The sequence below is a fragment of the Neobacillus nitrireducens genome, from assembly GCF_030915405.1.
Taxonomy (GTDB): domain Bacteria; phylum Bacillota; class Bacilli; order Bacillales; family Cytobacillaceae; genus Neobacillus.
In genome coordinates this window covers 3,242,567-3,265,075 of the sequence record NZ_CP133262.1, presented here as the reverse complement: position 1 = coordinate 3,265,075, position 22,509 = coordinate 3,242,567, and the positions used below count along the sequence as shown (strand labels likewise).

Sequence of the window (22,509 nt, the reverse complement as noted above, 5' to 3'; positions counted from 1 at the left end):
TCTTAAGATTTAGATATTCTTAGTTAAGTTATTGGAATAACTTGTTGCTAATGAGCGTGAAAAAAACGGGTGCTTTCTTAGTCTGTAAACTAAAATAGAGGCTAAAATAGCTTTTAACACATCCCCTGGTATATAAATTAAACTTAATTTTGCAGCTTCTAAAACAGGAATGTCCATCATAAATGCTTGAGCAGGAATTCCAATTAAATAGATTAATAGAATTCCAACTGTCAAATTAATCATTAATACATATTTTAATTTTAAATTTTGAAAACGTGATAGTAAATACCCAATACAAAAAGCCGTAATAGGCCATGAAATTAAATAACCAACACTTGGTCCGACAAAAACACTTGGTCCACCACGTCCCCCAGATAGAAGAGGCATTCCAGCAGCGACAAGTAATAAAAAGATGATTTGGCTCATCGCCCCTAATCTTGCTCCCAATACTCCTCCTGTAAGAAGCACACCTAAAGTTTGTAATGTAATAGGAACAGGAGTAAAAGAAAGCATAATAGGCGGAACTACGCCTAGCCATATGTCGATTAGATGATTAATCTCATACTCTTATCACAAATTTCACCATAAATAAAGTTAATATATAAAAAACCATCACTATTCATGGTACGGTTCTCCGTAACAATCTAAATAATTAAGAAGTTCGCCACTTTTTTGAAATCTCTTCAATATGATGCGGTGCTGTTCTGCAGCATCCCCCTATTAGTCGTGCCCCTGCAAGGTACCATTCTTCAGATTTAAAGTCGAGCCCATTACATAATTCTTGACCATGCCATGTTTTAGTTTCTGGATTATAGGTTTCACCAGAGTTCGGATAAACAATAATCGGTTTTTTGGTGTTTGTTCGCAACTCGTTGATAGCTTCCGTCACGATTGTCACTGGTGCACAATTGAGACCAATGGCAACAATTTGTTCGTTGTCGCCAAACACTCTCGCACACTCTGCCAGCGGCGTATTGTCACTTATCGCTTTCTCATTTTTCAAAGAAAAGGATAGCCAGGCATATGTATCTGGAAATTCCTTCAACAATGAAGCTAATACCTTCGCTTCCTGCAGGGAAGGAATCGTTTCAAATGCTAATAGATCAGCACCTGCTTCAATCAACGCTGACATTCTTGTGCGATGAAAGTCTATTAATGTTTCATCTGTAACACCGTAGTTTCCCACATACTCTGAACCATCCGCTAGGTAAGCCCCATAAGGACCAACGGATGCGGCAACCAATGGCTTAGGTCTATTGGTCTGTGAATTTTCCTGCCAAAAATCATCTCTTGCTTTTCTCGCAAGTAATACCGTTTCCTTAATTAGTTCTAAAGCTTCTTTCTCTTGGATACCACGCTTGGAAAAACCGTCAATGGTTGCTTGATAGCTTGACGTTATGGCACAGTCCGCTCCAGCACGAAAATAGTCAGAATGAACCTGATAAATCAATTCTGGATTTTCTAGTAATACACGTGCAGACCAGAGGGGATCGTCCAAATTACACCCATACGACTCAAGCTCTGTGGCTAACGCTCCGTCCAGTAGCATAATGGAATGTTCTGATAAAATAGCCTTAATAGGGTTGATTTTGTTGGACATAGTCTGCTCCTCTTTTCTTTAAACTCTGGGTTACATAATAACTTGCATAGCAAAACAAGATAAATGGAATGCCACAATATAAGGCAATTCGTTGGGTAGGGTCAAATGCGATTCCAATACAAGAAGCAAGACAAAGGATAAAGGAAGCGATTGGTACCAAAGGATAGAATGGTGTACGATAAACTAAGTCCTTTACGGAATTTCCTTCTTTAATATATTGTCTGCGAAAGAAAAACTGTGAAGCACTAATACTCATCCAAACTACCACCACAGCTAGGCCCGAAATGGATACAAGTACGATATACACTGTATCTGGTGCAATAATACTTGAGAACAAAGCTAAACCACCGCCACACATGCTAAAAATGACTGCATATATTGGAACACCTTGTTTTGTTAATTTTGCAAAAATGGGTGATATCGTATTCTTATCTGCTAGTGACCAAAGCATTCTTGAAGAGGCATAAAGACCTGAGTTTGCCGCAGATAGAATGGCTGTTAATATGACAAAGTTCATAATATCCGCTGCATATGGTACGCCAATTTGTTCAAGAACGGTAACAAAGGGGCTCTCTAATACTCCTGCATCTGAAGTAGGCAATAATGCAGATAATACAACAATCGTTCCTACAAAAAAGATAATCAATCTCCACAATGTAGTACGAATGGCCTTTGGTATCGTTTTTTCCGGATTTGCTGTTTCCCCCGCTGCAATTCCTATTAATTCCGTTCCTGAAAAGGCAAAGTTAACCGCAAGCATTGTCATGACAATCGCAAAAGCACCATTAGGAAATAAACCTGCACTTGTAAAATTAGAGAAGAACGGTGCCGATTGGGAATGAGTCATCGGAAGGAAACCTACCATTGCCGCTACTCCTACAACAATAAACAGAACAATCGCTATTACCTTTATAGACGCAAACCAGAATTCAGATTCAGCGAAAAACTTAACCGTCAGTATATTTAAGACAAAAACCAAAATAGCAAACAGCAAACTCCAAACCCAGACATTAATGGATGGAAACCATCGCTGCATTAATAATCCTGCAGCCGTAAATTCAGAACCTAAAGCAACAGTCCAAGTTAGCCAGTACAACCAAGCAACTGTATACCCAGTCCCTGGTCCAATATATTTAGTCGCATAACTGTGAAAGGCACCAGTTTCAGGCATATGTACGGAAAGCTCTCCTAAACATAGCATGACGAGATAAACCACAAGTGCACCAATCAGATAGGACATAATAGTCCCAAACGGGCCAGCTTGTTGAATCGTGTAACCCGAACTTAAGAATAATCCTGTTCCAATCACTCCGCCGAGCGATAGCATAACTAAATGCCGTGTCTGCATTTTTCTTTGAAATTTTTGCTTGCTTTTCTTCTCCATCATAGTCCCCTTTTTCCTACATCCAGAAAAAACAAAAAACGCACTCAGATAAATGAGTGCGTTACTGACAAATAATAACGTAGCTCTTATCTATCTAGGCTTCACACCCGATGGAATTAGCACAGTGTCTTATTAGACCTGCTGCTGAGGTTTCATTGGGCCAGTCCCTCCACCTCTCTGGATAAGAAATATTTTTTTAAACTTTATCAATCTATTAAATAATTGTCAATATATTTCTGAGTTTTTTAAGAATTTTAAAACCTTATAAGCAAAAAATATTATAATTATGCTTATCTAATATAAATTCAAGTAAAAATTTCGCCGTTACTTATGGTACGGTTCCCCCCGATTAATCCGAAACGCTCGGTAAATCTGTTCCACGAGTATTAGTCTCATCAACTGGTGGGGGAAGGTCATCCGTGAAAAAGATAGCTGCTCATTCGATCGTTTGATGACTTCCTCACTTAAGCCCAATGACCCGCCAATTACAAAGGCAATTTTACTTTTTCCATAGGTAGCCAGTTTATCTAATGAATCAGCCAGTTCTTCGGACGATCCTAATTTTCCTTGAATCGCTAAGGCAATGACATATGTATCCTGGCTGATCTTTGCTAATATCCGTTCCCCTTCTTTTTGCTTTACCTGGATCATTTCTAACCCACTTAATTCTTCGGGTGCTTTTTCATCAGATACTTCGATGACATCTACCTTTGCATACGCAGTTAGTCGCTTTAAATATTCCTCAATACCCTGTTTTAAATATTTCTCTTTCAATTTACCAACCGTAATAATTGAGATATTCACAATCCACAACCCTTTTCAACTTGATTACAAACAGCTTACAAACAAGTTATCCACAGAAGTTATCCACATATTCACAATTTTTATCCACATCTTGTATGGAATCACTTGTTCGCCACCATATATGTTGCTGGATTTTGACAATATTCACAGCTTGTTGATAAGTTATCCCCATCTATTTTTGATAATACCGGAAATGTCATAAATTCATCCACAATGTCATCTAAGGCAATATCCACATGCTCTTCACAGCTATAAATCATTTTTTAGTTCAACCTTTCTATACATATTCGTTAATTTTATTGTTTGCTTTAAAGTATCCTGTCATACGAGCGGATACTGTAACTTATACATAATACCATAGAAAAAAACAGGAAAGTGAAATCTTCACCTTCCTGCTAATGATAGAGCATCATTGAGTTGTATCTCCTGTTAATGTTAATCTGGTTTGTTTCAATTTACCACTACGGTAATATTTAATCTTCATTTGCTCGCCAATTTTCTTTTTCTGATACAAGTGTTTTCGGAGGTCGATGACGTCATTAATTTTTTCTCCGTCCATCTCTACAATAACATCTAACTCTTTCATTCCAGCTTGAGCTGCGGGTGAATTCGGAATGACTTGTCGTAAAGCAACTCCATAATTAATATTTCGAGGCAGTTTCAATGCCTCTTCTTGATAGTAGGCTGGAATCTCAGAGACTGATTTCAAATCGACTCCCATGTATGGGCGTTTAACTGTACCAAACTTTTCAAGGTCGTCAATGATTGGGCGTGCGGAGTTAATTGGAATGGATAAACCGATTCCTTCAACCGCATTTTGAGCTATTTTCATCGAGTTAATTCCAATTAGCTGGCCGGCAATATTAATTAAGGCACCGCCGCTGTTTCCAGGATTGATCGCTGCATCGGTTTGTAGTACTTCTGCATTCCAGTCGATTAATCCATCCTGATTAATATCAACAGGAATGGTCCGCTTCAGTCCAGAAATAATTCCTTGTGTGACCGACCCCGAAAAGGTGGCACCAAGCGGGTTACCGATCGCGATTACAGGTTCACCCATTTTTAACCTATCAGAATCACCGAATTCAGCAACCTTTTTAATCTTATCCGCATCGACTTCAAGCACGGCCAAATCGGTCCAAACATCACTGCCGAGCAGTTTTGCTGGGATCTTTGTGCCGTCACTAAAGCTTACTTCCAGCTTTGTTGCCCCTTCCACGACATGATGGTTGGTGACAACAAAGGCCTTTCCTCCAGCCTTCTTATAGACAACACCTGACCCCGTACCAGCAGCCTCTTCCCCTGATGAACCTGCTTCTTCGTCTGACCAAAAACTCGCGGACTGAATGTTGTTGATTCCGACAACTGCATCTGCAGCTTTTTCAACTGCTTTTGTTGTATTGGTATTCACATCATAGGTAATCTGCTTTTGGATAACATTCTGATTATCATTGGTAGTTGATTCAACTGCAGTATTTTCGTTTGTTTCAATTTGGTAGGGAAGAATACCTCGATTGGATAGGGCCGGAATAGCTATGATAACTAAAATTGCACCAAGTATCACACCAACGACACTTGCGAAAAAAATTCCAGCTTTGTTTCCTTTCTGTTCCCTGAAGCGGTTTTGTGAATGATCATCATAATAACCCACTTTGCACCATTCCTCACTTTCCGAAAAGATTGCTACCGTTTATTTTGGCTTATACTTACAATTATACTCATTCAACTTGAAATTACTAAATAATTACCTTGCGTTAATCAAAACTTACGACTTTGTTCATAGTTTTTTCATATCTTATAAAAAAAGAATGAAGTGCCTGTAAAATAGGCTCTTCATTCTTTTAAAATACGCTACACAGCAGTTAACGCAGTTGGGATTTTCGGGTCGGTATCATAAAGCCCGAATTGTTCGCCTACAATTAGCCCTCGCTCCTGAAGCGTCTGGGTTACGGCCATTTTGGCTAAGTCCTTCATGTTATTGTCCATGCTTAAATGGGCAAGGTAAATCCGCTTTGTCTGGTCGCCTACTACATCGCTCATGGCGAAGGCTGCGTCCTCATTAGAAACATGGCCAACATCACTTAAAATCCTTCGTTTAATGTTCCATGGATATCTGCCCATCCGCAGCATTTGAACATCATGGTTGGATTCAAAAATATACACGTCGGCATTGGAGATGGTTCCTTTCATCCTGTCACTTACATAACCTGTATCAGTAATTAGGACAAGTTTCTTCCCTCCATGATGGAAAACGTAAAACATCGGTTCCGCTGCATCATGTGATACCCCGAAGGATTCAATATCAACGGCACCAAAGCTCTTCACGGTTTCCATATTGAAAACAAACTTTTGCTCTGTTGGAATGGCGCCGACGTTGTGTTCCATCGCCCGCCAAGTTTTTTCATTCGCATAGACTGGCAAGTGATACTTACGAGCGAGAATCCCTATTCCTTTAATATGGTCACTGTGTTCATGGGTAACAAATATCCCGGAAAGCTTGCTAATATCACGATCAATTTGACCGAACAGCGCCTCCATTTGCTTCCCGCTAAACCCGGCATCCACTAGAAACGAATGTTCATCTGACTCCACATAAAGGGCGTTCCCTGTACTCCCGCTTGCAAGAATGCTATAACTTAAAGACATACTATTTCACTCCACTTTACTATTTTCGTCGCTGTTAAATTGGATAATCTGCCCTTCAAATGCGTTCACAAACAGGCTCTCCTTGCCATCGACCTCAAAACGCCACGTTGGCGCCAAAACTTGGGAAGCAGCCAACTGAATAAGCGTGGAGTAGCCCAGTTCTATCCTCGTAATGTGGCTCTTGGACTTCAACATCCCTTTCTGGTGCAAAGTTTCAATCGCCTTTAACGGCTGAAGGATTTCTTCCTTAGCTGTTAACTTTTCCATTTCCTCTAGAAGGGTCTGTTCATATGACACAATTTCATTCTTTTCATCTAATTTAAAGGTAATCATCCCATTAATATTTTTATATAAAGGGTAATTCTCTGATTGTTGATAGTAAGTGATCGTTTCATCCTTATCACTTTTCTCACCAAATTGGTAATCCTCACCATTAAGAACATTTTTATTTAAAAAGGCGGACAGCTCGGCTGGTTCAAACTTAGCCGTTAACTGCAAAGGCTTTTCTAAAATGGCATGAAGAGTGGTTGTCCCTGCTCCTCTAATCACCACAGGCTCGTCCTTCAGCTTCTCAATATCCACCTTAGTAAACACCTTGGGCTTGGCACTAAGATACTGAGCTTGAATGGGATCCTTAGGAAGATCCTTATACGTGATCTCATCCGCCTTCAGTTTTTCTTCAAACGAGGCTTCCGTAATGACCTCATATTTATTGGCATCACGGATTTTCATAAATTGAAATAAGAGATAAACATCTAAAATTAAAAACGTGATGATAAAAATCGTTTTTATCTTACTCCAATCCATGCTGCAAACCTCCTAAGTCTTCCATCGTAATCTGTCCCCAGGTTTTGCCATAGCGATAGAACCAGGCAGGTTCTAAAACGATTAGCTTATTCTCGTCGGTATCCCTTTCCAGAGAATAGCCCAGGACCATTTCCTCAAGAAGGCTCGGCTTAAAGTTCTTTTTGTTCTGGATAAATTTCAGTGCATCATGTCCTGATGGGCGAGTTACCTTTTTCATTTCAGTGGTTAGCGGAAGCTCTAATGCAATGTTTGGCCGAATATATTTATTGATTTCATCTCGACCCCACACCTCACTAATTTCAGAAATTCCATTCCCGTTAAAGACGGGATAGCCCTCCGTGTTATATAAACGAAAGGTAACGGAGTGCGTGAATTCATTTTTATAAACATAACGATATGGGTCGGTCCAGCCGCCATGCTCATTCACAAAGTCAATGCTGCGTTTGACTAAATCATAAGAACTGTTGACATAATTCTCCTCAACCGTTGGATTGACATAGCGAAGGACATTGCTATCAAAGTTGACCGTCATTTTACTAGAATCGCTCGTATATTCCTCAACTGGAGGTACCGAGCTTTTTTGTACAAAACTAGGGTCACTGAACAGGGCATCTTTGAATTCCTCTGAATCAAGAGTAACGGGCAAATACTTATAGGTCGTCATTTCAGTTTCAGTTTCCGGCAGGAAAATCGTCCGCCATTCTGAAGCTTCATAAGCAAAATAGCGTGGGTAATGCGCTGCCTTCTTATAATAATCACGTATAAATTCAGTTAAATTCGCTGAGGAAACGTGGCTAATATACACTTGCTGGTCTTCCGTGGACACAAAATAAACATTCCCGTTTTCCTTTTCTGAATTCTCCACATTAATAATGATTCGATTAAAGTTGAAGGAAGGTATTTTTTTCGCTTCAATATTTAAGACACTGCGGTATAATTCGATCGGTACTTCTCCCGGGAAAATAATTTCAGTATTGCCACTCCTATGGGTTAAATCCTTGATATTTTTCACTTCACTTGTATACCTTTTTACATCAAAAAAGGCCCAACTGCTTAATTCCTTACTTATCTTTTCGATTTCTTCCGTGTTGTTCGTACCGTAATGCTGACCTTTTACATGATAAAATACCTGATCAGGTCGAATAATTTTTTGAACCTCTTGTTTTTCACTGACTGTGACTTCTTTTACATAGCTGCCATTTTCCATCGTTTTATAATTGGGCTGGTAGGTCCAAAGACTCCATGTTAAAAGAATACTAACTAAGACTAAAAATGTTAAAATCCCTGATTTAATATTTTCGTATCTCATGACCATTCATCCTCTTCAGAACGTTCATAGGGAAGTGAAAAGGAAATCTTTGTACCTTTTCCTTCCTCACTGGTTGCCCAGATTGCTCCGCCATGAGCATTAACCATTTCTTTTGCAATGGCTAGACCTAGTCCCGTACCGCCTAATTTCCTTGCTCTCGCTTTATCAACCCGATAAAAACGGTCAAAGATTTTTCCAATATTTTCTTTCGGAATTCCCACGCCTTGGTCACTTACGCTGACAATAATTTTATCGTCCTTTTCTTTAATCGAAAAAGTAACCTGTCCGCCTTCCGGTGAATATTTTAAGGCATTGGAAATAATATTGTATAGGACCTGCGTCATCTTATCTTCATCTACTTCAACAAATATTGCATGGTTTGGAAGCTTTCGTTTGAAGGTAACGTTTTGTTCCTTCGACATTTCCAACCGATCAATGATGCGATTATAGAAATCGACAAAGTTTACCCACTCGATCGTTAACCTGTAATCCGTACTATCCATTTTTGAAAGCTGGAGCAGGTCATTGACAAGACGGATCATTCTTTCCGTTTCGGTCCGCGTCACTTCTAAGAAATTCGGGGCAATCTCCTCATCGCGCCATGCTCCATCAGCTAAAGCTTCTAGGTAACTCCTCATCGTCGTTAGCGGCGTCCTCAGTTCATGGGATACATTGGCGACGAACTCTCTGCGTTCCGCCTCGATTTTTTCCTGATCCGTGATATCATGCAACACGGCAATGAGCCCATTAACAAAGCCCGTCTCTTTTTGGATCACAGAGAAGTTAGCTCGCAGGAAAAAGCGCTCTGTTTTGGTACTGTAATCTAAAATGATCGAATCCTTTTCCTCTAGTAAATCTTCAAAGGAATTGGTATCATCCAAATCTAATAAGGATACGATGGGCTGAGTCAGCACTGTTTCACGTGAAACATTCAGCATTTCTGCCGCCGGTTCATTGATTAAAATAACCCGGCCTTTTCGGTCGGTGGCAATGACTCCATCCGTCATATAAGACAAAACAGAGGATAGCTTTCTGCGTTCCCCTTCAGTCATCGCTTGTGCTTCCTGGAGCTTTTTCGTTAAATTATTAAATGTAACGGCCAGTGTCCCAAGTTCATCATTGCCGTATACTTTTACTTTTCTCGAAAAATTACCTTTGGTCATTGCAATGGCCTGCTTCTTCATATCGGCAATCGGCCTTGTGATGGTCTGTGCCAATAATATCCCTAATATGGCTGTAATCGATAAGGCAATCGCTGTCCCTGTTGCAAAAATTCCATTGATGGTTTTCATTTGTTCAAAAACATTCTCAATTTTCGCCACCAAATAAATGGCACCAATGACCTTCTTACCCGATTTAATTGGGGTAGAGAGGACCCAAATCCGATGTCCTGTTTGTTCATCAATATTAATAGAACTTTGGTCCTCTTCCAAAACCATGGATTGCTTCACCTGGAGTTTGGTTGTCCGTTGCCCGACCACCCCTTGATTGCTGGGATGAGAAGTACCAAGTATTTTAAGAGATCTATTTTCAATCACCTGAACCTCAGAAATATCACCTGCATCAAAGTCTCTAAGGATTCCTTTAATATCTTCTTCGAGTGTTGGATCTTCAGGCGTTCTCTCCTTCTCCATTTCCTCAACAATATTATAGGCAAGCAAATCAACCCGTTGTTTTAACGACGTTTGGAAGTTTGTCCGCAGTGTTTCTTCGAGCTGTTTGACAAAATAAACGCCGATAATTTGCATGGCCACTAGAATAAGGAGGACATAGATGATAACGAATTTTACGTGTAAAGAGCGAAAGAAACCAACCTTTCTCATTCCTCTTACTCCTGTTCAGGATTCCGCAAATAGTATCCAACCCCGCGGCGTGTGACAATCCACGTTGGATGACTTGGGCTATCCTCAATTTTTTCCCGCAATCTTCTCACGGTTACATCAACCGTCCTTACATCGCCGTAGTAATCATAACCCCATACGGTTTGCAGGAGGTGTTCCCTCGTCATAACCTGTCCAATATGCTTTGCTAAATAGAAAAGCAATTCAAATTCGCGATGTGTAAGCTCAATTGTCTCACCGCGTTTTGAAACGACATATGCATCCGGATGGATGGTCAGTGAACCAATTTCTATTTCATTGGTTTCATTCTCTGCATCCGGTTGCGATAGAATCTGCTGGTGGCGCCGTAAATTCGCTTTTACGCGTGCAATTAATTCTCTTGTGCTAAACGGCTTCGTTACATAATCATCGGCACCGAGTTCAAGTCCAAGGACCTTGTCAATTTCAGAGTCTTTTGCTGTCAGCATAATAATCGGCATTTCATACTTTTTACGGACTTCACGGCATACTTCCATTCCGTCACGTAAGGGAAGCATAATATCTAGGAGGATTAAGTCGGGTTGTATTTCATCTACCAACTGAATGGCTTCATTTCCATCATAAGCACAATAGACAATGTATCCTTCTTTTTTTAAGTTGAACTGGAGAATATCCGCAATTGGCTTTTCATCATCCACAACAAGAATTTTCTTTTCCATACCATCTCTCCTTATCAGTAAGTCAATCTCATCTATTTAATTAAATACTACTAGAAGTCATAACTGTACTAGTTTACTGTATCATGTTATTCGTATAAATTCACCTAAAAGCAGCAATTGGCAGTATTGTAATTACAATATTTTCTATTTATAAAAAATAGAATGTGTGAAGGTAATTGTTGATATTACAACCAAGTTGATTGGAGCGGAAGGCGCGAAGACTCCTGCGGGAGGACGGGGCTGGGGAGACCCCGCAGGCGCTAGCGCCGAGGAGGCTTCCCGGACCGCCCGCGGAAAGCGAAGCGCCTGGAGTGGAAATCAACGGCCAAGGTTCCAAATCCTAAAAATAAGAAAAGTCTCTAGGATCATCTAGAGACTTGCCTTTTATCTTAAATATGAAAGTGGGTTTACCAGGCTGCCGTTTTTGTATACTTCAAAATGCAAGTGTACTCCTGTAGCATCTCCTGTAGCACCCATGATTCCAATGGCAGAACCTTTGGAAACCGTCTGGCCAACCTTTACCTTCAGTGAGGACATATGCCCATATAGCGTACGGTACCCATTGCGATGGTCAATGACAATTTTATTACCATATCCGCCGCCCCAGCCAGCAGAAACAACCACACCATTATCCGCTGCTTTGATCGTTCTATTGCTTGGTCTGGCAATATCAATTCCTTTGTGCATTCTACCCCATCTAGGACCCTGCTTGCTAGAAATATATCCGCCAACAGTCGGCCAAGCAAAGCTTCCTTCACCGCGGGATGGTATTACTTTTGTTCCTTTAATGACAATTTGATCAACAGGCTGTTCAAGGGTCGTTACATTTGACTCCGCTTTCTGCACTGTGACACCATTTTGCTCAGAAATTTTATACGTTACAGCACGTGAACCAGTTTTCCCCTCTTGCTTTACCTCTGTCTTGCCTTTTAGGATTGAGGAGTCCTCAACAATTTTATTTTGATAAGGAATCTCTTCCTTTTTATGCACTTCTTTATCAACAATTACTTCGATAAACGGTTTTGGAACGGTAACATTAATTTTTTGACCAATCTTTAAGAGTGTATCCTCGGTTAGGCTCGGATTGATCGCTAAGATTTCCGCAATCTTTAAGTTGTGATTTTGGGCAATTGTTTCTAGGACATCACCGTTTTGAATCACATAGTCCTTTTCTTCTATTGTACCTTTTTGTAAAAAGGATACGGCTTCTTCAGCTGTCAAAATCTTTTCTGGAACAATCGTTTCTACAGAAAATGAAACATCTTTTGATAATCGAACATCCAATAAACGAGACTCATTTTCCTTTAATGCTGGCAGAGATGAATTAGATGAATCTTTTCTAGCCTTAAGTTCTGCTAATTGTTCCTCAGGTACATATTGATGGATCAACTTCTTCATTACTTCTTCTGCTGTTTTTTGATTATCAACGTAAACAATGGGCTTACCATCGATGATGATCGCCGCTGCCTCTGTTTGCAGTTGAAATATACTCTTCATTGTTTGGCCTGTTTCTTGGTCGTTTGCAGCAGATGGAAATACTTGATATGGAATGTACTGCACTTGTTGACTGATAGTATTCGTGTTATCGACCTTTTCAGCAATTATTTTATTGACTACAGCCTTATCAACAACATTTCCTATATATGTACCGTCAAGATATACTTCATAATCCTTGGTTGATTTGAATGTGTCGGCAAATGCAACCGGACCGTTACTAAAGGCAATAAGCGATGAAGCCATTGTCGTTGCGATTGTTGTTTTGATTAATAATTTTTTCGTTTGTGATATCTTATTTAAAAATAACATTTTTCCTCCCTAAACCACGGTAAAACCCTCTTAATCTAGTGTATAAACTACTAAAGATTTCCCAGTATTTTAGACCATCTTTACTTTACCATAATATTTTGTAAATAGATTAGTAGTCTTCATAATGTAACAGAATTGTATACTTGCTGACATTTACCTACATTTCATGAAATATTCTAAGTAAAATTCCCATAAAAAAAGAAGCCTGCATATATGCAAGCTTCTTTTTTTATGGCTCAGGACGGAATCGAACCGCCGACACAAGGATTTTCAGTCCTTTGCTCTACCGACTGAGCTACTGAGCCATTTTAGTGGCGGTCTGGACGGGACTCGAACCCGCGACCTCCTGCGTGACAGGCAGGCATTCTAACCAACTGAACTACCAGACCAATATTAAATTGATTGTCAGCAAGGAAACCGTCCTTGCCAGCCTCTTCCTGACAATCAAAAGCCATGACCCCTACGGGACTCGAACCCGTGTTACCTCCGTGAAAGGGAGGTGTCTTAACCGCTTGACCAAGGGGCCATATATTGAAAGTTATTTTGCTAAGGCAAAAAACTATGGTGAGCCATGAAGGACTCGAACCTTCGACCCTCTGATTAAAAGTCAGATGCTCTACCAACTGAGCTAATGGCTCGTACAAAAAGTGATTTCCTAAACCAATACTTCGTCGGATGCCCACGCCTCAGTAAGCTTATTCAAGCAGCAGTTCGGCGTGTGCCCTGATGCTGATTCAAGGAAGCTTATTCGATCGTGCTCTACCAACTGAGCTAATGGCTCGTACTTCTTCCGTGTCGTATTGTGACGACGCTTTTTATAATAGCATGGAGTATCCATTAATAGCAATACTTTTTTAAAAAAACTTTTTAAAAAGAGTGAGGCCCTCAAATTTGAAGGCCTCATTTCATCAATTAAATTTGTCTCCATGGGCTGCGGACAACATTTGTTTGATTACGATCTGGTCCCACAGAGAACGTAGTTAACGGTATTCCTGTCAGTTGCGTGACACGTTCCACATAATGGCGTGCATTTTCAGGTAATTCATCTAATGTTTTTACTCCTGTAATATCCTCGGTCCAGCCTGGCAGTTCCTCATAAACAGGCTCACACTGTGCCAGAACCTTCAAACTAGCAGGATATTCAGTAATAAGTTCACCTTTATAACTATAAGCGGTACAGATCTTTAAGGTTTCAATCCCCGATAATACATCAATTGAATTGAGGGAAAGGTCTGTTAAGCCACTCACACGACGTGCATGGCGCACAACAACACTGTCAAACCAACCAATCCGGCGAGGGCGGCCTGTTGTCGTACCATATTCCCGTCCAACTTCACGAATCTGATGGCCGATTTCATCGTGCAGCTCGGTAGGAAAAGGACCATCACCCACACGAGAGGTGTAAGCCTTGCAAACCCCAACCACATGAGTAATTTTAGATGGGCCGACTCCTGAACCAATCGTTACTCCACCAGCCACAGGATTGGAAGATGTAACAAATGGATACGTACCTTGGTCAATATCTAACATAACCCCTTGAGCGCCTTCGAATAAAACCCGCTTTCCTTCATCCAATGCATCATTGAGGACAACTGATGTATCACAAACATACTTCTTAAACTGTTGGCCATATTCATAATACTCGTCAAGGATTTCTTCTTTCGTAAAGCCGGTTGTTTCATAAATACGTTCAAACAAACGGTTTTTCTCTTCTAAATTACGAACAAGCTTTTCTTCAAAGACATCGCGTTCTAGCAAGTCAGCAATTCGAATCCCGATACGAGCAGCCTTATCCATATAGGCAGGTCCAATTCCTTTTTTAGTCGTGCCAATTTTATTTGCGCCCTTACTTTCTTCTTCCACTGCATCCAGTTTTAAATGGTAGGGAAGGATGACATGGGCCCGGTTACTAATGCGTAAATTATCAGTTGTAACGCCCCTTTCATGTAAATAAGCAAGCTCGGCTACAAGCGCTTTTGGATCAACAACCATCCCGTTGCCAATAACACAAACCTTTTCTTTATAAAAAATTCCTGATGGAATAAGGTGCAATTTGTACGTTTCTCCGTTGAATTTTATGGTGTGGCCTGCATTATTACCTCCCTGATAACGGGCAATTGCTTCAGCATTCTCTGAAAGGAAATCTGTAATTTTACCCTTTCCTTCATCTCCCCATTGCGTCCCAACAACTACTACTGATGACATATAAGGCACCTCCAAATTAAATACACTTTTACTGTTTTCCATAGACCAGTTTATCAATTTTTATAGCAAATAGCAAACAAAACACGAACGTTTTGTATAAAAATATATTAATATGTTCGTAAAATATCAATATATAAATCTATCACTATTCCAACTTGTATGTTTGGTCGTGTTTCCATAAAATAGAATTATAGTTTCCTAAAATAATGAATAGGATGTGGAATATGATTATTAAGACTCGGCAAGAACGATTGGAAATAACAATTTTAAGGTCCTTAAATGCACGAATGGGTTTATCTGATAAGGAAGTTACTAACTACTTAATTCTGAAAAAAGGGTTTGAAGGGGAGCAAAAGAGTGATGTATGGCTAGAGGGACTTTCAGAGGGATGGCTGGTTATTCATGATTTATTACTTGAATATAACTATAACAAATTTCAAATTGATACGTTACTTATATCCCAAAATAAGATTTACCCTTTGGACATAAAGTATTTTGAAGGCGACTATTATGTTGAAGGTGATAAGTGGTATACGTGTATTAAAAAAGAAATAAAGAACCCTCTTCACCAATTGAGTCGTTTTGAAATGATGCTTCGGTCCCTACTCGATGACCTTGGTTATCGTTATCCGCTTGAATCATACCTTATTTTCAATAACCCCGAATTTCATTTATATCTAACCACTGTAAATACCTCCATGATATTCCCAACCCAACTGAACCGATTTTTGAAAAAGTTAAATGCTAATGCTAAACATGGGAAACTGAATAAAGGTCATCTGAAGTTAGCCGAACAACTTGTTTCGCTGCATCTTGTAGAGCCTCCTTACCCGCGCTTACCTGCTTACGGCTATGGTCACTTGGTAAAAGGAATTCTTTGTCCACAGTGCTACTCCTTTTTTACTATCTTTTTAGGCGGGCTGTTGGTATGTAATAGTTGTGGCTGTAAGGAAGAGGTAGAATCAGCAGTTTTACGAAGTGTAGCTGAATTGCAGCTGCTTTTTCCTGATCAAAAGATCACTACAAAGGTAGTTCATGAATGGTGTAGGATTATTAAGTCCGAGAAGACTATTAGGAGGATACTTGGTAAGAATTATAAACGAATCGGATCTAGTATATCTTCAAATTATGTACCTCGGAATGATTAGGTTAGAAACAAAATTACCCTTTTAAGTCACCCGTTATACATGTTGAAACAGTTTTTCTACTTGAAAGTTATTAGTACCTTGACTCTAGTTACCGTTGTACCCTTTTTTCTGAAACCACGGGCACTAGTCGCTTTCACTAGTTACCGTTGATCCCTTTTTTCTGCAGCCACGGGCATTAGTCGCTTTCACTAGTTACCGTTGATCTCTTTTTTCTGCGGCCACGGGCATTAGTCGCTTTCACTAGTTACCGTTGATCTCTTTTTTCTGCGGCCACGGGCACTAGTCGCTTCTACTAGTTATCCCTGAACTTCTCCACCCAAACAACAAAAAGGGCTAGCCCGCAAAAAAACCGGCTAGCCTTAATTTATGCACCTGGAGAATCGTTATACCGTGTCTCGAGGTTGACGAACTTGTTATATTCCTTCACAAACGCTAATGAGACCGTTCCGGTTGGGCCGTTACGCTGCTTGGCAATAATGATCTCAATAATATTCTTATTCTCAGATTCTTTGTCATAGTAATCATCACGATATAAGAAGGCTACGATATCGGCATCCTGCTCAATCGAACCGGATTCACGGATATCGGACATCATCGGGCGTTTATCCTGACGTTGTTCCACACCACGCGAAAGCTGTGAAAGAGCAATAACAGGGATCTTTAATTCACGCGCTAATTGCTTTAAAGAACGTGAAATCTCAGAAACTTCCTGTTCACGGTTCTCGCCGGAGCGGCCACTTCCTAAGATTAACTGCAAATAATCAATCAAAATCATCCCTAAACCATGCTCCTGCTGCAGACGGCGGCATTTAGAACGAATATCACTGATTCGAACTCCTGGAGTATCATCGATAAAAATCCCCGAATTCGACAGGCTCCCCATTGCCATCGTTAACTTGCCCCAGTCGTCATCCGTAAGGGAACCCGTACGAAGCCGTTGCGCATCAATATTTCCTTCCGAACAAAGCATACGCATGACCAGCTGTTCAGCACCCATCTCGAGACTGAAAATCGCGACATTTTCACCTGTTTTCGTCGCAACATTTGCTGCGATATTCAAAGCAAAAGCAGTTTTACCCACGGAAGGACGGGCACCAACAATGATTAAATCATTTCGCTGGAATCCAGCCGTCATTCGGTCCAACTCCGCAAATCCTGTTGAAATACCAGTAATATCACCGACGCGGTTATGCATTTCTTCAATGTTGTCATACGTACGCACAAGCACGTCTTTGATATTATGGAAAGCACCGGCATTCTTTCGCTGTGCCACGGCCATAATATTTTTCTCGGCTTCACTTAACAACGCCTCAACTTCATCTTCACGGGAATACCCGTCGGATGCAATGCTCGTTGCGGTACGAATTAATCTTCTAAGTAATGATTTTTCTTCTACTATTCTCGCATAATACTCAATATTTGCAGCTGTCGGAACTGAAGCGGCTAGTTCCCCTAAATAACTAACTCCGCCTGTGTCTTCGATCAGTTTGGCAGCGGACAGCTCCTCCGTTACCGTTACAAGGTCAACTGCTTTCCCTTGATCATTTAGTGAAAGCATCACATTAAATATCTTTTGGTGGGAAGCACGATAAAAATCCTCAGGAATTAATATTTCTGAAGCTAAAATTAAAGAGGAGGGCTCTAGAAAAATTGCCCCTAAAACAGCCTGTTCAGCCTCTATGTTTTGTGGCGGCATTCGATCCGCGTATAAGTCATTCATCTATCAAAAACCTCCTATCATGAAGAGGATGATTTATATAAAAAAGTCAAAGTCATAAACTATCATATCCGGAAAAGAAAAAAGTGACCAGCTAATACCGATCACATGTCGTTGATTACATTTTATATTCTATCATGTTCCACAGTGACTTCGCACTGGGAAAATTTTATTTTACTTCGGTAAAATTTATTATTTTACTTCGGAAACGGAAACAGTTAATGTTGCGACAACTTCATGATGAAGCTTAACTGGAACCTTTGTGTGGCCAAGCGTACGAATGGCATCCGCTAATTCCATTTTACGCTTATCAATTTTAATGCCATGTTTCTTTTGTAATTCTTCAGCAATCTGCTTGGTTGTAATCGATCCGAAAATGCGGCCGCCTTCACCGGCTTTAGCAGTTAACTCAACCGTAATTTGGTCCAAGACTTCTTTTAGTTTTTTTGCTTCGGCTAATTCTTCAGCAGCAACCTTTTCTTCCTTCTTCTTAAGTGCATCCAGCGTACTGATATTTGCGTTATTCGCTTCCTTCGCTAAGCCTTGTTTAAGTAAAAAGTTATGGGCATATCCATCAGCCACATTCTTTACTTCACCCTTTTTGCCTTTACCTTTAACATCTTTTAAGAAAATTACTTTCATTCTTTTTTCACTCCTTCAAAATATTCATCAATGGCTAGCTTTAATTTACTTTCCGTCTCTGCAACCGATAAACCAGATAGCTGTGTTGCAGCGTTCGTCAGGTGCCCTCCGCCTTTTAAGGCTTCCATAATGACTTGAACATTGATGTTTCCAAGCGACCTTGCACTGATGCCTATGACCCCTTCGCTGCGCGCAGAGATGACAAAGGAAGCAAGGACCCCGTCCATCGTTAACAAGGTATCAGCTGCTTGGGCAATAATTACTTGATCATTAAACTCATTTTCCGGTCCTTTGGCAATGGCAATCCCATCGCGGTAGAAGTTTACAGACTCAATTAACTTTGACCTTCTGATATATGTATCGACATCTTCTTTTAAAAACTTTTGGACTAGGATGGTATCTGCTCCATGTGCTCTTAAATAGGAGGCCGCATCAAACGTCCTTGATCCTGTTCGTAGCGTAAAACTTTTGGTATCGACAATGATTCCCGCTAACAGGGCAGTTGCTTCAATCATTTCAATCTTCCCGCGTTTCGGCTGGTATTCGAGGAACTCAGTGACTAGCTCCGAGGTCGAAGAAGCATAAGGTTCCATGTAAACAAGTAATGGATTCGCAATAAAATCCTCACCGCGGCGATGATGGTCAATGACAACTTTATGGTCAATTCTATTAAGGAGTCGTTCTTCAATGACCATGGATGGTTTATGAGTATCAACAACAACAAGTAAGGTTTTATCCGTCGCGATTTCAAGTGCCTCTTCTGCTCCAATAAAGTGGGAGAATAATTGCTCTTGCTGGCGGATTTCCGTCATTAATCGCTTGACCCCATTGTCGATTTCCTGAATATTGACAACGATGTAGGCATCTTTCTGATTCATTTGTGCCACTTTATAAATGCCAATCCCAGCACCAATCGAATCCATGTCCGGATTTTTATGGCCCATGATGATCACTTTATCGCTTGCCATAATTAAGTCTCGTAGGGCATGTGAAATTACCCGTGCTCTCACTCTTGTACGCTTTTCAATTGGATTGGTTTTACCGCCATAGAACTTCACCTTGCCATTTGAAAGTTTAATCGCCACTTGATCGCCGCCTCTGCCTAAGGCTAAATCCAGGCTCGATTGGGCTAAAACTCCTAATTCCGGCAGGGAAGAAACACCGGTTCCGACGCCAATGCTTAAAGTAAACGACACATTTTGCTGGGAGGTCATTTCTCTGACCTCATCAAGAATAGTAAATTTACCTTTCTCCAGCTTCTGTAGAATTTCCTCACTGAATACAGCCATAAATCGTTCCGATGAGATTCTTTTTAGAAAAATGCCATTAACCTGGGCCCATTTATTCAAGATAGACGTCACCAGATTATTGATGCTGCCACGCATCTGGTCATCCATTCCCTGGGTAAGATCATCATAATTATCTAAAAAGATAATCGAAATGACAGTCCGGTCATTTTGGTACATTTTCTCGATTTCCTTTTGTTCGGTCACGTCGAAGAAGTATAAAAGCCGTTCCTCCCGCTTATGAATGACACGAAATTTTCGTTCATGAAGCGTGATAATCTCTGTTTCCACCTCTTGTTTAATTAATGGAATCAGTGTATCCGCAACATCATAAAGTGACCTTCCAACCAAGGTATCCTCATCAAAACAAGAGGCAAGAAACGGATTGGTCCATTCGATGTAATATTCATCATTAATGAGCATAATCCCGATTGGCATCTCCATCAGAGCTTCTTCGCCGACTCTTTTAACCCGGTAAGAAAGGGTCGCGATGTACTCTTCTATTTCTTTTCTTTGGCGACGGTCTACCACAAACATGTAGTATGTCGGGAAGAGCATGATAAACAGCCCGGCTGCACTTATGATCCAATTATAGAAGGACAGGGCAATGAGCACTACCACTGTTACGCCTATCAACCCATAAAAAGGGTAACGAATCGACCGTTTTTCTAAAAATGCAGGCAAAGTTTTCAGCTCCTAATTGTGATTCTTACTCTTTCTTTTCAAATTGCTTTCGAAAATCAAAGCCTAAATCTGTAATGCCTAATAACATTATTATATAACGGACTATCGGAATCATGAAAGCAAGAATTACAACTAACACACCAAGTCCCTTTGCAACTGACCTTTTGTAGAAAATAAAAAATAAAAGCGCCAGACCCTGAAGCAGAATAAATGTTTCTAATATGTACCTAGCGTTAATTAAAGCAGAATATAAGTAAGTTCCCTCTTGCGGGTGGAATAACAGCATCATCCCTAGGGCAATTAAATAATACCATAAAAGGCTTTTTGGCAGGGCAAGATTACGAAAACTGCCCCATGGCTGAACATTTACACCAAACCTTTTGGCAATCGGGAAACAAATCCACTGGGTGATAAAAGAAGACATAATCGAAGCAAAGATTAACGCACTAGGTGCAAGGGTTACCATTTGCTTAAGCATTAAGGCATTTCTCTCTTTTACAACTTTCAATTGGTCTTCTTTGCCCAATGCTTTAAGCATTTCCTCCGAGCTTTTAACCGATTCATTTAACGCGACGGTCAGTTCGTGGATAATGTCCATTTTCATAAAAGCAACCATGATAACATATGAAATCACCATCCCAGCCATAAAGGTAAGCGAGCTGGCTATTAATATAAACGTCCGGCTTTTGCCCTTTTGAAGCAGATAGCCAATAACTACACCTGCTGACCCGTAAATAAACGTTAAGCCAACTCCCATTAAAGAGCCTGCTATAAACGAAATCATAATGGCAGCTACAAAGAAGGCTGAAATCATTTTCAGATCATTTTTTGTAGAAAACATCAGAAACGGCAGCGGCAAAACCAAGTTTGTAATCACCCCGAGGGGAGGAACAAAAATGGTTACTAGTAATAGTGCTGCAAGGGCTGCCAAAAGAATTGCACCCTCTGTAAGCTTGCGTACATCTTTCACTACTTCACCCCTAAATATTAAAGCTATTCCTTATTTTAGCGAGATATGCGGTTCGATACAACCTTGAGTATAACAAAAAGGCAGCAGGGAAGACCCTAACTGCCTTTTTACACCTATTTTTTTATTCACCTGCAACAAATGGAAGTAATGCCATTTGACGTGAACGTTTGATTGCAACTGTTAATTTACGTTGGTATTTAGCGCTAGTACCAGTTACACGACGTGGTAAAATCTTTCCACGTTCAGAGATAAATTTCTTAAGTAAATCTACATCTTTATAGTCGATGCGAGTGATACCGTTAGCTGTGAAATAACAAACTTTACGGCGTTTTGCGCGACCGCCTTTACGTCCTCCTGCCATGAAAATTCCCTCCTTTTTATGTTTTTTTTTATTTACCGTTCAGTAAGGATAGGTTTAAAATGGCAGATCGTCATCTGAGATGTCGATTTGACCATTTCCTGCAAATGGATCTTCATCCACTCGCGTGTAACCACCTTGCCTATTGTTGTTTTGGTTCGGTCGTTGATTCTGATTACCGCCGCCATACGAGGAACCCTGTGGTTCCCGTGGGGGAGTACCGAATTGGTCGTTATCGCTTCTTCCGCCGCCACCGGATGCATTTCTAGGTTCTAAGAACTGAACACTTTCTGCCTGTACCTCAGTAACATAGACACGTTTGCCATCTTGTCCTTCATAGTGGCGGGTTTGAATCCGGCCATCAACACCTGCGAGGCTTCCTTTCTTTAGGAAGTTAGCCACATTTTCAGCGGGTTTACGCCAAACAACACAATTAATAAAGTCTGCTTCACGCTCACCTGATTGACTAGAAAATGGACGGTTAACTGCTAATGTAAAGGTAGCAACAGGAACCCCATTTGGTGTATACCGTAAGTCAGGATCTTTTGTTAAGCGGCCAACAAGCACGACACGATTCATCATCAGAATCAACTCCTTTTAATTT

Annotated in this window: 20 protein-coding genes, 4 tRNA genes and 1 riboswitch; of the genes, 1 reads left to right on the top strand and 23 read right to left on the bottom strand. The window is 40.5% G+C overall.

From position 1 onward, the window contains the following. Positions 1–9: 9 nt before the first annotated feature. From RCG22_RS15815 to RCG22_RS15735, 17 genes are all read right to left on the bottom strand, one after another. Positions 10–558, bottom strand: coding sequence for a biotin transporter BioY (locus RCG22_RS15815; RefSeq protein WP_489685535.1), 549 nt, complete (start codon positions 556–558; stop codon positions 10–12). Positions 559–652: 94 nt separating this feature from the next. Next, the gene (mmuM, locus tag RCG22_RS15810; RefSeq protein WP_308103706.1) at positions 653–1,600 is read right to left on the bottom strand and encodes a homocysteine S-methyltransferase; all 948 of its coding nucleotides are present in this window, start codon (positions 1,598–1,600) and stop codon (positions 653–655) included. Next, positions 1,575–2,984, bottom strand: coding sequence for an S-methylmethionine permease (mmuP, locus tag RCG22_RS15805; RefSeq protein ID WP_308107175.1), 1,410 nt, complete (start codon positions 2,982–2,984; stop codon positions 1,575–1,577). Before mmuP ends, mmuM begins: the two co-directional genes overlap by 26 nt. Before the next feature lie 83 nt (positions 2,985–3,067). Next, positions 3,068–3,172, bottom strand: a riboswitch (SAM riboswitch). Positions 3,173–3,308: 136 nt separating this feature from the next. Continuing rightward, a complete protein-coding gene (gene rlmH, locus RCG22_RS15800; RefSeq protein WP_308103705.1) occupies positions 3,309–3,788 on the bottom strand; it encodes a 23S rRNA (pseudouridine(1915)-N(3))-methyltransferase RlmH in 480 nt (159 codons plus the stop codon). A gap of 101 nt (positions 3,789–3,889) precedes the next feature. Then, positions 3,890–4,048, bottom strand: coding sequence for a CxxH/CxxC protein (locus RCG22_RS15795; protein ID WP_308103704.1), 159 nt, complete (start codon positions 4,046–4,048; stop codon positions 3,890–3,892). A 149-nt stretch (positions 4,049–4,197) separates the two neighbouring features. Further along, a complete protein-coding gene (locus tag RCG22_RS15790) occupies positions 4,198–5,439 on the bottom strand; it encodes a S1C family serine protease (protein WP_308103701.1) in 1,242 nt (413 codons plus the stop codon). 200 nt (positions 5,440–5,639) lie between these two features. Then, entirely contained in the window at positions 5,640–6,434 is a 795-nt protein-coding gene (locus RCG22_RS15785) for an MBL fold metallo-hydrolase (protein WP_308103700.1), read from the bottom strand. A 6-nt stretch (positions 6,435–6,440) separates the two neighbouring features. Continuing rightward, the gene (locus RCG22_RS15780) at positions 6,441–7,241 is read right to left on the bottom strand and encodes a two-component system regulatory protein YycI (protein ID WP_308103699.1); all 801 of its coding nucleotides are present in this window, start codon (positions 7,239–7,241) and stop codon (positions 6,441–6,443) included. After that, entirely contained in the window at positions 7,228–8,550 is a 1,323-nt protein-coding gene (locus RCG22_RS15775) for a YycH family regulatory protein (RefSeq protein WP_308103697.1), read from the bottom strand. The genes RCG22_RS15780 and RCG22_RS15775 overlap by 14 nt, the downstream gene beginning before the upstream one ends. Next, complete coding sequence (gene walK, locus RCG22_RS15770; protein ID WP_308103696.1) at positions 8,547–10,373, bottom strand: cell wall metabolism sensor histidine kinase WalK; 1,827 nt, start codon at positions 10,371–10,373, stop codon at positions 8,547–8,549. Before walK ends, RCG22_RS15775 begins: the two co-directional genes overlap by 4 nt. A 5-nt stretch (positions 10,374–10,378) precedes the next feature. Next, positions 10,379–11,089, bottom strand: coding sequence for a response regulator YycF (yycF, locus tag RCG22_RS15765; RefSeq protein WP_098260310.1), 711 nt, complete (start codon positions 11,087–11,089; stop codon positions 10,379–10,381). A 384-nt stretch (positions 11,090–11,473) separates the two neighbouring features. Beyond that, complete coding sequence (locus RCG22_RS15760) at positions 11,474–12,895, bottom strand: peptidoglycan DD-metalloendopeptidase family protein (RefSeq protein ID WP_308103695.1); 1,422 nt, start codon at positions 12,893–12,895, stop codon at positions 11,474–11,476. A 232-nt stretch (positions 12,896–13,127) separates the two neighbouring features. Further along, positions 13,128–13,200, bottom strand: a tRNA-Phe gene (locus tag RCG22_RS15755). A 7-nt stretch (positions 13,201–13,207) separates the two neighbouring features. Beyond that, positions 13,208–13,284, bottom strand: a tRNA-Asp gene (locus RCG22_RS15750). Between the two features lie 65 nt (positions 13,285–13,349). Continuing rightward, positions 13,350–13,421 (bottom strand) — tRNA-Glu (locus RCG22_RS15745). A 36-nt stretch (positions 13,422–13,457) separates the two neighbouring features. After that, positions 13,458–13,533: transfer RNA gene (locus tag RCG22_RS15740), tRNA-Lys, on the bottom strand. Between the two features lie 274 nt (positions 13,534–13,807). Continuing rightward, on the bottom strand, positions 13,808–15,100 hold the full coding sequence (locus tag RCG22_RS15735) for an adenylosuccinate synthase (protein WP_308103694.1): 1,293 nt from the start codon (positions 15,098–15,100) through the stop codon (positions 13,808–13,810). A 224-nt stretch (positions 15,101–15,324) separates the two neighbouring features. On the opposite strand from RCG22_RS15735, the gene RCG22_RS15730 reads away from it, so the two are divergent. Then, complete coding sequence (locus RCG22_RS15730) at positions 15,325–16,248, top strand: nuclease-related domain-containing protein (RefSeq protein WP_308103693.1); 924 nt, start codon at positions 15,325–15,327, stop codon at positions 16,246–16,248. A gap of 364 nt (positions 16,249–16,612) precedes the next feature. On the opposite strand, the gene dnaB is transcribed toward RCG22_RS15730, so the two are convergent. The 6 genes from dnaB to ssb all read right to left on the bottom strand — a co-directional run bounded on the left by dnaB (position 16,613) and on the right by ssb (position 22,487). Further along, positions 16,613–17,968: a replicative DNA helicase gene (dnaB, locus tag RCG22_RS15725; RefSeq protein WP_308103692.1), complete on the bottom strand. Its 1,356-nt coding sequence runs from the start codon at positions 17,966–17,968 to the stop codon at positions 16,613–16,615. A gap of 189 nt (positions 17,969–18,157) precedes the next feature. After that, positions 18,158–18,607: a 50S ribosomal protein L9 gene (gene rplI, locus RCG22_RS15720; RefSeq protein ID WP_308103691.1), complete on the bottom strand. Its 450-nt coding sequence runs from the start codon at positions 18,605–18,607 to the stop codon at positions 18,158–18,160. Next, the gene (locus tag RCG22_RS15715; protein WP_308103689.1) at positions 18,604–20,577 is read right to left on the bottom strand and encodes a DHH family phosphoesterase; all 1,974 of its coding nucleotides are present in this window, start codon (positions 20,575–20,577) and stop codon (positions 18,604–18,606) included. The genes rplI and RCG22_RS15715 overlap by 4 nt, the downstream gene beginning before the upstream one ends. Positions 20,578–20,602: 25 nt before the next feature. Further along, positions 20,603–21,547 carry a YybS family protein gene (locus RCG22_RS15710; protein WP_308103687.1) on the bottom strand — a complete coding sequence of 315 codons (945 nt, stop codon included), beginning with the start codon at positions 21,545–21,547 and terminating at the stop codon, positions 20,603–20,605. Positions 21,548–21,668: 121 nt separating this feature from the next. After that, positions 21,669–21,908 carry a 30S ribosomal protein S18 gene (gene rpsR, locus RCG22_RS15705; protein WP_066249100.1) on the bottom strand — a complete coding sequence of 80 codons (240 nt, stop codon included), beginning with the start codon at positions 21,906–21,908 and terminating at the stop codon, positions 21,669–21,671. Between the two features lie 54 nt (positions 21,909–21,962). Then, positions 21,963–22,487: a single-stranded DNA-binding protein gene (gene ssb / locus RCG22_RS15700; RefSeq protein WP_098260318.1), complete on the bottom strand. Its 525-nt coding sequence runs from the start codon at positions 22,485–22,487 to the stop codon at positions 21,963–21,965. Between the last annotated feature and the right edge of the window lie 22 nt (positions 22,488–22,509).

Bases quoted from the DNA above. Each gene is read 5' to 3' on its own strand.
- walK (WP_308103696.1), bottom strand. From the start codon at position 10,373: ATGAGAAAGGTTGGTTTCTTTCGCTCTTTACACGTAAAATTCGTTATC.
- dnaB (WP_308103692.1), bottom strand. From the start codon at position 17,968: ATGAATGACTTATACGCGGATCGAATGCCGCCACAAAACATAGAGGCT.
- RCG22_RS15760 (WP_308103695.1), bottom strand. From the start codon at position 12,895: ATGTTATTTTTAAATAAGATATCACAAACGAAAAAATTATTAATCAAA.
- rpsR (WP_066249100.1), bottom strand. From the start codon at position 21,908: ATGGCAGGAGGACGTAAAGGCGGTCGCGCAAAACGCCGTAAAGTTTGT.
- RCG22_RS15785 (WP_308103700.1), bottom strand. From the start codon at position 6,434: ATGTCTTTAAGTTATAGCATTCTTGCAAGCGGGAGTACAGGGAACGCC.
- ssb (WP_098260318.1), bottom strand. From the start codon at position 22,487: ATGATGAATCGTGTCGTGCTTGTTGGCCGCTTAACAAAAGATCCTGAC.
- mmuP (WP_308107175.1), bottom strand. From the start codon at position 2,984: ATGGAGAAGAAAAGCAAGCAAAAATTTCAAAGAAAAATGCAGACACGG.
- RCG22_RS15735 (WP_308103694.1), bottom strand. From the start codon at position 15,100: ATGTCATCAGTAGTAGTTGTTGGGACGCAATGGGGAGATGAAGGAAAG.
- mmuM (WP_308103706.1), bottom strand. From the start codon at position 1,600: ATGTCCAACAAAATCAACCCTATTAAGGCTATTTTATCAGAACATTCC.
- RCG22_RS15775 (WP_308103697.1), bottom strand. From the start codon at position 8,550: ATGAGATACGAAAATATTAAATCAGGGATTTTAACATTTTTAGTCTTA.
- RCG22_RS15795 (WP_308103704.1), bottom strand. From the start codon at position 4,048: ATGATTTATAGCTGTGAAGAGCATGTGGATATTGCCTTAGATGACATT.
- yycF (WP_098260310.1), bottom strand. From the start codon at position 11,089: ATGGAAAAGAAAATTCTTGTTGTGGATGATGAAAAGCCAATTGCGGAT.
- RCG22_RS15730 (WP_308103693.1), top strand. From the start codon at position 15,325: ATGATTATTAAGACTCGGCAAGAACGATTGGAAATAACAATTTTAAGG.
- rplI (WP_308103691.1), bottom strand. From the start codon at position 18,607: ATGAAAGTAATTTTCTTAAAAGATGTTAAAGGTAAAGGCAAAAAGGGT.
- RCG22_RS15780 (WP_308103699.1), bottom strand. From the start codon at position 7,241: ATGGATTGGAGTAAGATAAAAACGATTTTTATCATCACGTTTTTAATT.